The sequence below is a fragment of the Phormidium yuhuli AB48 genome (assembly GCF_023983615.1).
GTDB lineage: Bacteria > Cyanobacteriota > Cyanobacteriia > Cyanobacteriales > Geitlerinemataceae > Sodalinema > Sodalinema yuhuli.
Map to the genome: position 1 here is coordinate 2,605,125 of NZ_CP098611.1, position 12,754 is coordinate 2,617,878.

Below are 12,754 nucleotides of genomic sequence, written 5' to 3' on the forward strand. Positions count from 1 at the left end.
CCCCTACCCCACCCGGTCGGGGATTTTAACTATCCCCCCCTACTGCCTTCTTCCCCTACTGCCTTCTTCCCCTGATAACACCTAAAAGCTAAGCTAAAAAAAGGAGATTTTCATGAGTCAGTTCAATCAGGATGATGTCAAAAAAGTGGCACATCTCGCCCGCTTAAAACTCACAGAAAACGAAGAAACGCAGTTTGTTGGTCAACTCAATGGCATTTTGGACTATTTCCAACAATTAGAAGAGTTAGACACTGAAAATGTCAAACCCACAGCCCATGCCATTGATATGCGTAACATCACCCGCAACGACCAACAGGAAGTGTATCCTCATCGGGAAGATTTGTTAGAGTCCGCCCCCGATCGCGAAGATGAGTTCTTTAAAGTTCCTAAAATCCTGTAGCGTTGGCGGAACTGTTCTTCGCACACCGCCTCCAGGAAGGGTTGGGCCAACTGGTGTACGGGCCGATTGTCGCCCTCTGGGGGCTGAGTGTTGCGAATCTCGATTAGGTCGGGACTGGGGGAGTTAACCCAGTAGCCGAGTTGCGATAACTGATGTAAACCAATCTCCAAAGGGCGATCGCCAATCCCCAATTTCTGCTGAATTGCTGTCCGGGGATGAGTTTCCTGGGTGCGGCTGAGATATTTGGCAATCCCAATCAGGGTTAACCAGGTTTCCTGGCTGGCCGCTTCTAGGTCGGCTATAGACATCGGTTCGGACATAAGAGACTGGGGTTGAGATAGACCATCCTGGCTTGGGGCGATCGCCAAGTCTGGGGGAGACACAATCGCCTCCTCCTCCGCTGATGGCACCTCAACGGAGCGTACATCAATCAAACGGACCTCATACTGGGAACGCTGAGAATTGAAGTCGAGTTCAACAATCGCATCACAGGGGCCGGGGGGCAACTCATCGTCATAATGACCCCACCACATCCCCGCAAACCCATGATCGCAACTGTCATCTCGCAGTCGAAATGAGGTAATTAGATATTGCAACTTCTGCCCCTTAACCCTGAGTTTTCGATGTCTCGCTCCCTCAAACCAACAATGTCTCACTCGCAAACGCGGGACCGGATTCCCCATCCCACAGGGTTCGAGATGTTTCAACTCCCGAAACAAATCTTGACCGAGATCCGCCACCGTCACCTCTAAGTCATAGTTAAGAATCGGTTGAATCCCACCAAATCGCCCTAATTTTTGCAGCAATTGTTGATTGAGGGCTTCTCGTAACAGGGTGAGATTCTCTAGGGGAAGACTTAACCCCGCCGCAAAGGGATGACCCCCGAAGCGATGGAGGAGATGGGCCTGACTGTTGACTAACTCATACAGATCCAACCCCGCCACCGAACGGGCCGATCCCTTCGCTAGAGGTGGATTACTGTGATGGTCTTCCCAGAGTAACAGGGTTGGCCGACCCCATTCACTGGCAATTTGCCCCGCCACCAAGCCTAACACCCCCACCTCCCATTGAGGGTCGCTCAGCACTAAAACCGTCGTCGTCGATAAATCAATCTGTTCTAGCTGCTGTTGCACGCTCAGCAGAACTCGCTGCTGCACTTCCTTACGGCGAGCGTTGGCTTCCTCGGCTTGTTGGGCCAGGGTTTCGGCGCGATCGCCATCTCGGGAAGTCAACAACTCCACACAAAAACTGGCATCCCCATAAATCCGGCTGACGGCGTTAATCCGCGGACCAATACCAAAGGAGATATCTGTGGGGCGATCGCCCTGACGCTTACAATGCTGTAACAAGGCCTTCACCCCCGGATGGGTGGGGTTCGTTATCTGTTCCCGTAGTTGCTGCAACCCTCGCTGGGCCAAATAACGACAATCCCCCTGTAGCTGCACCAAATCAGCAATCAAACCGATGGCTACCAAGTCTAATAGGCGTTCTAAAGGCTGCTGGGGAACTTCTGGTAAGGCTTCATATAACCCTTCCACCAACTTATAGGCCACCGCCACCCCCGACAGATGATAGAGCGGATGATCTGGCGGGAGATTGCGCGGATTAATCAACGCCGTCACTGGGGGACGTTGGGGTAATAGGGTATGGTGGTCCGTGACGATAATATCGATGCCTAATTCCCCTGCCCGCTCGATTTCTGCCACATTAGTACTTCCTGTATCACAGGTGACAATCAAGCTCACCCCTTGGGCCGCTAACCGCTCCACTCCGGCGTGGTTCAGACCATGGGACTCCGTGAGGCGGTTGGGAATGTAGTACGATAACTGCTGCGAACGGTCAAAAAACTGCCCCAGTCCCTCCCACAGGACCGACGTCGCCGTTACTCCGTCCGCATCGAAATCTCCCCAGATTGCCACGAGTTCCCTGTTGGCGATCGCCCGTTGCAAGCGGGCGATCGCCTGCTGAAGTTCTCCCCCAAATGCAGCCGCAGCAGTCGCTCGGTAGTGGCGTGAATCGAGGAAACCCCGTAGTTGGGATAGATCTCGCTGCTGTCGATTCCAAAGCACTCTCGCCAGGCGTTCTCCCCCACTAGAGGTATACTGTTGCACCGCTCGAACAAACTCAGCCGGCGGCGAGTCTGGGGTGCTACAGTGCCAAACGGATGGGGGATGCGACCACTCCATTTATTGCCTCCACGTCGTCCACTGCCTCTCATTAACGGTCATCTTCGAATATAAGGGATCGGACGTAGAAACAACCGGAGACTGGAATCTCCCGTGTGAGGTCGTCACCTGGGGAATTTGGGAAATTTCAACGTCACCGTCAACGTCCATCTCTGAGGCCTCACAGGGGTCAGGGGAATCCTGCTGTCTCATCCCTGGCTCTGGTGGCGAACTTTGGTGTAGAGGACGAGGCTTAGGAGAACGCCGTCGTCGGTTTGAAGGGTTCAGTTCTGACTGAATCGTAAATCTCTCGCTCAGATGAGCGGCATCCAAGGTCATCCGCACCGATTCTGAGACATCCCGTAGGACAAAGTTACAACAGGCTCCTTCCGCCTGCCGACGTAACTCAATCAAAGACACGAGACCATTACGATCAATGTGGTGTACATCGCCTAGATCCACAATCCAGGTTTTCTGGTTCGCCGGGACTTTCGTCAGAAGTTGTCCCAACTTCTGTTTAAGTTTGGCTGCACCATGGGCATTCAATTTACCGTGGGGTCGGAGGACGATGGCCATCGCCAGTCTTGCACTCCCTTGACTAGACTATACGTTCGTAACTGTCAAAGATTCCGCTCCCTAGGGATGAAACGTGACATAGATATCAATAAACCGGGCGTGTCCATCCTACCGTGAAATTTTGTGCCGTTTTAGGGAGTTGGAGACAACTTTGTCAAAGTTTCACAGAATTTTTAGCTTAGCTTTGCAAAACAACCCTGACTCATCCCCAAAGCCGCCTCTGGGACCTCAACTCCTCCCCTGACCAAAATTTTTGTCTGCTAAGGGATTGATTTTTAAATCAACATTGGGTATACTGACTTGAAAGACTCAGCCCCAACCCGGTTTGCCCTTGGAGTCTGGAGATTGAACGAAACATTCACCCCATTCGTCTTCTAAGATGGGGACACATTGCGGATTGAATTGACCATGGCCAGACTTCAATATGTTCTGTTTGTCGGTGTGACCAGTCTCAGTTGGGCGATCGCCATCCCCATGAGCCAGCCAGGGATAGCCAGCTCCAGTCCCATCGACCTGGTGACTTGGCAGCCCAATGTCCTCGAAGCCATTATCCTAGGGATGGTACAGGGGCTGACAGAATTTATTCCTATCAGCAGTTCCGCCCACCTAAAAGTGATTCCTGAGTTTCTGGGTTGGGGTGATCCCGGAGCCTCGTTCACAGCGGTGATTCAACTGGGAAGTATTGTGGCAGTCATTTGGTACTTTTGGAAAGATTTAATTCAGGTTTTTGGTGGCGGCTTACGAGCCATTTTAAGCCGAGATTACCAAAATGAAAACTTTAAAATTGCTCTGGGAATTATCTTAGGGACTATTCCCATTTCTGTAGTTGGCTTAATCGTCAAACTTGGCTTTCGTGAATTTTATGAATTCACAGCCCGTAGTTTAGTTGTGATTGCCATTGTTTCCATTGTGATGGGTCTGTTACTGGGATTAACAGAGCAATTTTGTCGTCACAAGCGTACGTTTTCTCAACTGCAAACCCGAGACGGAATTTTGATGGGACTGGCGCAAACCTTAGCCTTGATTCCCGGCGTATCCCGTTCTGGGTCAACCATTACTGCGGGTCTGTTTATGGGATTAGAACGTGCAACTGCTGCCCGCTTTTCCTTCCTCTTAGGGTTACCGGCCATCACCTTAGCGGGAATCGTTGAGTTGGGCGATGTCCTTGAGGCCACTGAAACGGTCGGCCCCATTCCCCTCATTGCCGGCATCCTTTCGGCTGGGGTATTTTCTTACCTCTCAATTGCCTGGTTAATCAACTATCTCAAAACTCAAAGTACCTGGCTCTTTGTCTGGTATCGAGTGGCCTTTGGGATTGTCATTTTAGGCGGACTGGCTAGCGGCCTATTGCAATCCTAGTGCCATCACAGAAAGACACAAGCGATGAGACATAAGCGATGAGACAACCTGCATCCATCCCCGTCAGGCTCAATTCCCTGTATAGCCTCAGTGGACAACCGATCACTCTCAGCCAAGAACTGGGTCGAGGAGGGGAGGGAAGTATCTACGCCATCATAGAACAGCCCCAATGGGTGGCGAAGGTGTATCATCCCAATAAACTTACCCCCCAGGGCTTAGCCAAACTGCGGCTGAGTTTACAATATCCTCCACAAAACCCAGCGATTGCTGCTCCTGTTGATTTATTACTCAATGGCAGTGGCCAAGTGTTGGGATTCATGATGCCACGGGTTCCCCAAGGCTATCCCCTGCATGAGTTGTATATCCCCCGCAGTCGTCGCCAAAAACTGCCCTTTTTCACCTATACCCACTTACACCGCGTTGCCCGTAATCTCTCCGTCGCTGTTTCCGCCTTGCATCATCGCGGTTATGTGATTGGTGATGTCAATGAGTCCAATATGCTGGTGAATCCCTCGGCATTGGTGTTTCTCATTGATACCGACTCCTTCCAAATTCGCGATCGCTGCTCGGGAATGGTCTACCGCTGTGGGGTGGGAAAGCCGGAATTTACCCCTCCTGAATTGCAGGGAAAACGCTTCGATCGCTGCGATCGCACCCCCACTCATGATGCCTTTGGTGTTGCTGTCTTAATTTTCCAACTGCTGATGGAAGGAACTCATCCCTTCGATGGTGTCTATCTCAAACCCGGAGACCCCCCCCTGATCCAAGATCGGATCGTCGCTGGCTATTACGCCTACAGTCAGCGTGCCGTTCCCCTGCGGCCCAAACCCTTTGCTCCCCCTCTCAGGACCCTCCATCCTCGCCTACAAGACCTATTTCACCAGTGCTTTGACCTGGGACATCAACAACCCCAGCAACGCCCCAGTCCAGATGACTGGGCCATGGCCCTCACGGAAGCTGAGCAGGCACTCGTCTCCTGCCAACACAACCCCCGTCACCGCTACGGAGGCCATCTAACCCGTTGTCCCTGGTGTGAACGGACCCAAAAACTGGGAGGACGGGACCCCTTTCCGGCTCCTAATACTATCGTTCCCCCCCTCCCCAAACGGCGATCGCGCCCCAAACCCAAACCTCCCCAGCGGGTGGACCAACCCATCTACCAAGCTCCACCCCGTACCTTCGCCCGTCCCCACAAACCCTTCCGTCGCAGTTCTCGTCCCTGGCAGGTGATGGTGGGGGGAACCCTCTCCCTGCTGGTGAGCTACGGGGGCTATCAGCATTGGCAAATCGAACAACAGCGACAGATGACGGTTCAAGAAATTGTCCAACTCCAGGGGTCTGGGAAATTTGACCGTTGCTTACAAGCGATTCGTCAAGTGCCCCTTTCCCTACGAGAGCGAGTTCAACCCGTCGGAGATCGCTGTCATCTTGGCCAGGCCCAAACCCTGGTGAATGCCGGACAGTTCCATGGGGCCCTAAGCCAACTGCGACGTATCCAGGACGAAAACACCATCTCCTCAAGTATTAGTCATCTCCGAGAACAGATTACCTCTGCCCTACTTGAAGAGGCCGAACAGTCCTATGATGCGGGGCAACTGCAAACTGCGATCGCCCTCTTAAACTCCCTCCCCCAAGAAACGACCTCTTCAGAACACCGAGAAAACCTCGCCCAGCAATGGCAACAGGCCTGGGACAAGAATCAACAAAACTTTGACCAGGCTCAAGCCGCTCTCGTGAACAATAATCCTCAACAAGCCATTGCCCAAACCCAACCCCTCACCACCCGCCACTGGCAACAACAGGGACAAACCCTCCGCGATCGCGCCTATAGTCAGTTGGTACATCAAGCTGTAGACGACGACAATCTTCCCCAAGCCGAACAGTGGTTTGAGCAGATTGAAGATGAGCGGCAACGCAATCGTCTGAGCTATCGTCTGGATGATTTGCGCGATCGCCTCGAATACGAAGCTAATCGCCAACGACTGAACCGAGCACGCACCGCCCTCTATCAAGGGGATTTCCAAACGGCACAAGAGCAGTTTAACCAACTCAGTCGTGGCCGCAACCGGCTGCAAACCCTCGGCAACGATCGCCCCGACATTCTTCTGCAAACCCTCTCCAACTATCGCCAACTGGAAACCTGGCTCAGTAACGGGGATTGGCAACGAGCCAACACCTGGACTCGTCACCAACTGCAACGCTTTGCCAGTCAGCACGCGACCTGTGAGGACGTGCGACTGTTAGATCAACTCTGGAATCAACACAGTTCAGGGGAACAGGGACTACGACAGCAATTAGAGTATAAACGAGAGCAAGGGATTCTCGGAGACCAACACCCCAGCCCCAGCCAACGCCGGAGATTAGATCAGATGTACCCTCAACGGCTCAACATCGGTCAAACCGGCGCCCAACTCGACCATCGCCTCCAGAGCTGTTTTAACCCCTAAACGATTGCCCTAGGAGTTGAGATCGGCACAAATGGCTGCCCCAATCAATCCAACTTTGGGTTCAAGAACCACCTCAACGGGAATCTCTTTTAACAGAGGACTGACCCGTCCCTTATCTAGATAGGCATTCATAAAGGTTTCATGGCGATGCAGCAGCGGTAGAATTTTCGCTGCAATCCCCCCGGCAATATAGAGGCCGCGATAGGGTAATAGCTTTAACGCTAAGTTCCCCGCCTCCGCACCATAGGCCGAGACAAACATCTCCATGGTTTTCTGAGCAATCTCATCGGACTCCTCCAGGGCCGCCTGAGAAATTGCCGCCGCCGGGGTCTCCGCTGCCAACATCTGACGACAGTTCTCATGGTCGGCAAAATGGCGATCGCAGAGAAACTCATAAATCGAGACAATCCCCTGGCCTGACACGACCCGTTCCACAGAGACTCGCCCTAATCCTTGGCTGGTCTTGAGATAATCCAGCAGTTCAAACTCTAAGGCCGTGCGGGGTGCAAAATCGCTATGTCCCCCCTCTGTCGCGCCCACATAGGTCTGACTTCCGCAAGAAATGAGAAAACACTCTCCCAGACCCGTTCCCGCCCCCAGAACCGCCAGGGGCACATCCCTTCGCTGTTTCTGAGCGGGGTCAACCTCCTGAAGGCGATGTAAATTCCCCTCTTCCAATCCCAGCACCCCATAACCGATGGCGGCGAAGTCATTGATGAGGGTGACCGATTCAATCTCCAGCTCTTGAGCCAGGCGAGTTCCCTCCAACGACCACGAGAGATTAGTCAGTTGGGAGGTATTGTTCACCACTGGGCCGGCAATCCCGAAACAGGCTCGTTGAACCGGGTCAGAATAGTCAGCATCCTTGAGGAAGCTGGCCGCGATGGGAACTAAATCGGGATAGTCTTGACTGGGGTAGGTGTCCTCGTGGAGAACCTTCAACTGGGGATGGTCTGGATGCTGAGTTACCTCAACTAATCGTAAAATTGTTTTCGTGCCGCCGATATCACCGGCTAGGACAATACTCATATAAACTTGATTCTAGACCTGACTCGATGGGGTTTGCCTTTTTAATTTAAGTGAATTTTGATTTAGTTGAGGCGTATCTGGGTTTCCGTTTTGCTCAAATGGCTGGTATCTCCCTTGAGTTCTAGATGCCAATCCCCCCCATCTCGGGTTAATTTTACCAGACAGCAACAGGCTGTATGTAGGTCAACGGGATATCCCAGTAGGCCCTGGGTCATCCCCAACACCGTTGCACCATGACCCAGGAAAAGTAGGTCGCCTCTGGTGTGATGAGCTAGGTAACGGGCCGTCTCTCCTGAGCGTCGCCAACAGTCTTCTTGCTGAATTTCGGGATAGTGAGGGTGCGATCGCGATTGATACGTTAAATCCAGGCGGGGAAATTCTGCCTGTAATTCTTCAGGGGAGGCAGTTTCTGGCATTTCCGTCATCCAGTCCGGATTCAGCCATTCACCAATCCCCCATTCCAAATAAATCTTCGTTTGCAACCGGTCAGCTACAGCATCAGCGGTGGTTACACAACGACGAAAGGGGGAGCTAAAAATCGTCAGCCGGGATGAACCGGGGTCATACTCCTGTTGCAACCGCTGAGCTAATTCCTGAGCCTGTTGTAATCCTAGCTCCGAGAGGGGAGGGTCGTAACGTCGCGGAGCCGTTTCAAACCATTGGGGATATTGAAAATCATAACGATGACCATGTCGGGCAATCCAGATGGTCTGGGGAGTCTGATTGTTTAAAGAGTGGTTTGCGGTCATAGAGGTAATAAATCAAGGGTCACCGTGCTTTAAAATAGAAGAACTTGTCATCGGAGTAATCAACCTATAAACGTCCTGTTCCCTCACCAATTCTGGTCTGAGGGGTTAAGCCACTTGGAAGGGGGCAGGGACGACGAGGATGGTTCATGCCAGTGATGTGTTCCGAGAGAGTCCCGTCAAGTAAACGCTATGGCTAAACGACGTAAAAAAACATTTCCCTGCGGACATAAAGGGTATGGAAGAACCTGTCATCGCTGCAAACAAGAACGGCAAGAGCAGGAAAAACAGTTACAGGCTTTTCATAAGAAAAAAGCGGACAAGCTAGCTTGGGAAGCCAGCTTTGAGCAGGATGATATTGATTTGCGATCGCTGCCTCAATATGTGGTTGTCAAAGCCAGAGATATAATATCTGGTCTGGCCGAACATCAGAGCTATCGTGACTTTAATGGTAAGCGCATGAGACACGATCGCCAGGTTATTAGTATACCCATAACTCGCAATTATCGCATGATTTGTCGCGATGATGGAGACTGGATTGTCCCTCAGTCGGTGTTGTCCCACGAGGACTATAACGTTAAAAAACCGGGTGCTTAGGGGTTATAACTCCCCACAGATGCGTTCAAATGCCGCTGCCGGATTGTCAGCCAGGGTGATGGGACGGCCAATTACCAGATAGCTCGCACCCGCAGCCAGAGCTTGTTTAGGAGTCATCACCCGTTGTTGGTCTCCAGCGGTCGCCCAGGAGGGGCGAATCCCAGGACAAATGAGCAGAAAGTCTGGACCGCAGATCTGCCGCAGTTGCTGAGCCTCCTGGGGGGAACAGACTGCTCCCCCCAACCCAGATTCCTGAGCCAACAGGGCCAGCTTCAGAGCATATTCTGGAAGTTCAATGGGAACCTGTAGGTCAAAGGCTAGTTCTCGGGCGTTGAGGCTGGTTAATAGGGTGACGGCGATGGCTTTGGCTGGGGGTTGATGGGCGTCCTCAGCTCCCTGCTCTAACGCCTGTTGTGCGGCTTGTAAGGCTGGCCGTCCAGCGGTGGCGTGTAAGGTTAACAAATCCACGCCATAGCGAGCGGCTGAACGACAGGCCCCCGCCATGGTATTGGGGATATCATGAAGTTTGAGATCGAGGAAAATCCGTTTCTCTCGCGTCTTGAGAAGCTCAAGTATAGGAGGACCTTCACTGATAAATAGTTCTAGTCCCACTTTCCAGAATTGAACCTCGGGAAGTTGATTTAGTTGGGCGATCGCTCGCTCCAAGTTGGGAACATCGAGGGGAACAATAATACGTTCAGCAGCCGTCATAATTCCTCAGGACCGATAAAGATGCAAGTCCTATATCCTAGCAAGCCATTGAGAATCTGCAAAGACTCAAGCCAGGGGACTCTGGATAGGCAAGGTGATCTCAAAGGTAGTTTCTTGATTAGGGATGGACTCGCAGACCAAACTTCCGCCATGTTTTGTAACAACTGTTTCATAGCTATTATATAATCCTAGCCCCGTGCCTTTGCCCACATCTTTTGTAGTAAAAAATGGCTCGAAAATACGATTTTTATGCCTGGAGCTAATTCCAATTCCATTGTCAGAAATAATAATCTGAATAATCGATTCAGTAAATCGCTTAGTCTGAATTGTGATTTTTCCAGCAGGGGCATTATTTTCTTGAGCTTGCCGAGCCACTATTCCCTCGATTGCATTATTCAATAAATTCATAAATACTTGATTGATGTAAAGAGCAAAGCATTCCACCTTCGGCAAATTATCGTAATTTTTAATAATTTTAATTGGAGGATAGTCTGTTTCCCCTTGTAAGCGATGTTGTAAGACAAGCAGGGTACTGTCTAAACCTTGGTGAATATCAACATACTTAAGTTCTGCCTCATCCAAACGGGAGAAATTGCGTAAACTCACAACAATTTGCTGAATCCGTTCTGAGCCAGATCTCATGGACGTCATCAAATCTAGAAAATCTTGCTGAATAAACTCAAAATCAATTTCCTCCTTAAATTGTAAAATATCTCGGTCACCTGGAGAAAGTTTTGAATCGTAAAGCTCCAGCAATTTTAAAATATCCTCAAAATACTCTTTGGCTGGGGTGAGATTGCTATAAATAAAGCCAATAGGATTATTGATTTCATGAGCTACTCCCGCCACTAACTGACCTAAGCCAGTCATCGTTTCGTTTTGAATTAACTGAGCTTGCGTTTTTCTCAATTCAGATACAGTTTGATTTAAAGACTTTGCCTGTTTTTGTAAATCCTCCTGCTGCTGTATTAGTTGTTGATTTGCCGCAAAAAGTTCTTGAGTACGGTTTTGAACGCGCTTTTCTAAATCTTGCTTGGCCTGTTGTAGCTCTCGGCTGGCTTGGCTCCGCTCAGTGAGCACTGCCATCAGCACCAGCATAGTAATTGAAATAACGGCAATAAACGAGTTTAAAAATAAGAGAGATGTATTGAGATTATCACGAACAAAGACACTTTTTTCTTGAACTGTGCCCACAACCGCTAGGGAAATAGTGATAACAATGACGCTGGTAGTGATGTAGGTGGGAAAGCGAAAAACTGCCCAAACCAAGAGAGGAATCACGAGATACTCAATGGGATAGGCTTGAAAAAATGCTAATTGCATAACAATTAGGGATACCGCAACCCAAGAAGCAATTTCTACAGGCTTCCATTTCCAATGTTGTTTACTGGAAATGACAGGACTGTTTTTCCAGCGGCAATAGAGCGTTAATATCCAAGGAGTATAAACAATAACACCTGTCGCATTGGCAATCCACCAAGTCATGAAAATATAGCCAATCTCTGAAGGAGTTATCCAGTTCATGATCAGCAAAGATCCAACTCCAAAGCTAGCACTAATAAGTTGACAAAGTAGGGCACCAATGGTAATAAATATGAAAACATGACTGATTTTTTGCAGGGGATCAAGACTGGGAATGAAGTGTCGAATTACCCTGACCCCAATCAGGGGTGTTAAGGTGTTGCCAAGGGCAGTAATGATACCAATCCCGAGGCTGGCGGGACTCGGGTCGAGAATGAGATAGGTGCTAAAGGCTCCGATCAAAACTCCCGGCCAAACTCCCCATCCCCAGAGAAGCACCACCGCCAGACTTAATCCGGCTGGAACCCAGACGGTAGCGACATCTCCGGGTAGAACGGCTAATCGCATCCCGACTAAGGCCACCAGATGATAGATGACGGCGATCGCTATGATTCTACAGAGGGATTTCCAGGGTCGGAACATCTTGAGAGGAGTTGACATCTTTAATTTGGAGACCAAGGTAGAACAGAGGGGATAGAAGACACAGGTCAGCGTCTGTGATGCTGATCCGTCGTAGCGAGAATCTCGAGAACGTCTGAGATTGGGTGAATCATCTCCAGCAGATGCTCGACGCGATGGTTGTGTACGTCACTCAGATTTATCACCAGGCTCAAACTTCCCACCAGCGTGATGAGTTCTAAGCTCAACATCTGCCTCGGTTACGGCCGCCACGCTGATTCTAACATTGCTACCATGAGTCGTCGCACTATCCTCGAAAGGGTAAAAGGGGTGTCCAACACCCCCCTCCATCCACCGTAACGACATTTAAACGGTTTACGTAATGACACTTAAATGGCTTACGTAACGACACTTAAATGGCTTACGTAACGGCACTTAAATAATTTTGACCCATACATTAATAGCCATTAACTGCCGAAAATAGTTCACATCGAAATTACCGGCAAATTCTGCTTCTGTGGAGGATAAGCCGAGGTTACTAATTGAAAAATATTTGCAATTATGACTATTTCGGGTTTTGGGTCTTCCCTGGGAGGTGAAGCGTCTTAAAGCCCTGAGTTCCAATGATATAATCAGTGTTTCAGCCCTTGACCTAGGTCAAGAAATGATAATTTTTTTCATAATGAGAATGACCGGCTCAGTCTAAATCATCTTGACATGGCCCTCAAGAATTGTTTAACCTATAGATTGGTAAAAAAACACCTAAAGATGTAACGGTAGTCTAAAAAATACTTTGTCTCTGTG

General features: G+C 50.2%; 10 protein-coding genes. 4 read left to right on the plus strand and 6 right to left on the minus strand.

The features are described 5' to 3' along the window. Window positions 1–112 precede the first annotated feature (112 nt). A complete protein-coding gene (gatC, locus tag NEA10_RS11180) occupies window positions 113–400 on the plus strand; it encodes an Asp-tRNA(Asn)/Glu-tRNA(Gln) amidotransferase subunit GatC (protein WP_252659961.1) in 288 nt (95 codons plus the stop codon). Here gatC and recJ read toward each other — a convergent pair. Further along, complete coding sequence (gene recJ / locus NEA10_RS11185; RefSeq protein WP_252659963.1) at window positions 328–2,586, minus strand: single-stranded-DNA-specific exonuclease RecJ; 2,259 nt, start codon at window positions 2,584–2,586, stop codon at window positions 328–330. The two genes, gatC and recJ, sit on opposite strands and share 73 nt — an antisense overlap. Beyond that, window positions 2,587–3,141, minus strand: coding sequence for an STAS domain-containing protein (locus NEA10_RS11190; RefSeq protein ID WP_252659965.1), 555 nt, complete (start codon window positions 3,139–3,141; stop codon window positions 2,587–2,589). 474 nt (window positions 3,142–3,615) lie between these two features. Between NEA10_RS11190 and NEA10_RS11195 the strand changes: the two genes are divergently transcribed. Then, on the plus strand, window positions 3,616–4,500 hold the full coding sequence (locus tag NEA10_RS11195; RefSeq protein WP_445164669.1) for an undecaprenyl-diphosphate phosphatase: 885 nt from the start codon (window positions 3,616–3,618) through the stop codon (window positions 4,498–4,500). Between the two features lie 38 nt (window positions 4,501–4,538). After that, the gene (locus NEA10_RS11200; protein WP_252659969.1) at window positions 4,539–6,947 is read left to right on the plus strand and encodes a hypothetical protein; all 2,409 of its coding nucleotides are present in this window, start codon (window positions 4,539–4,541) and stop codon (window positions 6,945–6,947) included. Between the two features lie 9 nt (window positions 6,948–6,956). Here NEA10_RS11200 and NEA10_RS11205 read toward each other — a convergent pair whose 3' ends face one another. Then, window positions 6,957–7,976: a glucokinase gene (locus tag NEA10_RS11205; protein WP_252659971.1), complete on the minus strand. Its 1,020-nt coding sequence runs from the start codon at window positions 7,974–7,976 to the stop codon at window positions 6,957–6,959. A 62-nt stretch (window positions 7,977–8,038) separates the two neighbouring features. Then, window positions 8,039–8,725: a histidine phosphatase family protein gene (locus NEA10_RS11210; RefSeq protein ID WP_252659973.1), complete on the minus strand. Its 687-nt coding sequence runs from the start codon at window positions 8,723–8,725 to the stop codon at window positions 8,039–8,041. Between the two features lie 189 nt (window positions 8,726–8,914). On the opposite strand from NEA10_RS11210, the gene NEA10_RS11215 reads away from it, so the two are divergent. Beyond that, complete coding sequence (locus NEA10_RS11215; RefSeq protein WP_252659975.1) at window positions 8,915–9,319, plus strand: DUF7682 family zinc-binding protein; 405 nt, start codon at window positions 8,915–8,917, stop codon at window positions 9,317–9,319. Window positions 9,320–9,322: 3 nt separating this feature from the next. Here NEA10_RS11215 and pyrF read toward each other — a convergent pair whose 3' ends face one another. Further along, a complete protein-coding gene (pyrF, locus tag NEA10_RS11220) occupies window positions 9,323–10,030 on the minus strand; it encodes an orotidine-5'-phosphate decarboxylase (RefSeq protein ID WP_252659977.1) in 708 nt (235 codons plus the stop codon). Between the two features lie 66 nt (window positions 10,031–10,096). After that, the gene (locus tag NEA10_RS11225; RefSeq protein WP_374111753.1) at window positions 10,097–11,992 is read right to left on the minus strand and encodes a sensor histidine kinase; all 1,896 of its coding nucleotides are present in this window, start codon (window positions 11,990–11,992) and stop codon (window positions 10,097–10,099) included. Between the last annotated feature and the right edge of the window lie 762 nt (window positions 11,993–12,754).